Origin of the sequence: Pseudomonas sp. MD330_10 (assembly GCF_042610415.1) — a bacterium.
Taxonomy (GTDB): domain Bacteria; phylum Pseudomonadota; class Gammaproteobacteria; order Pseudomonadales; family Pseudomonadaceae; genus Aquipseudomonas; species Aquipseudomonas rhodesiae.
Genome location: NZ_JBHGZU010000149.1, coordinates 1 through 238, shown reverse-complemented (window position 1 = coordinate 238; position 238 = coordinate 1). Strand labels below are relative to the sequence as shown.

General features: G+C 55.0%; 1 pseudogene. It reads left to right on the top strand.

The window, feature by feature from the left end:
- Positions 1-213 (top strand): annotated as a pseudogene (locus ACFZPT_RS26980) (hypothetical protein); the annotation flags it as partial.
- Positions 214-238: the final 25 nt, after the last annotated feature.

Below are 238 nucleotides of genomic sequence, written 5' to 3'. Positions count from 1 at the left end.
ATGCAGTCGGTCATGCACAGTGCGCGTATCACCCAAGTGGCCGATCGCGTTGCCCGCGTCGGCAGTCACTACTGGGTGGTCAAGCCTGAGGTGGGCCTGATGAAAACGTCCAACCTCGAAACCTTGGACACCGGTCAGTACATCGAGGTGCAACCGGCGGCTAAAAATGCCGTCCCGCAGAAAAATTTCGACTCGCTAAATCAACCGCCTGAAGTCTTGACACAATAAGCTGGATAGA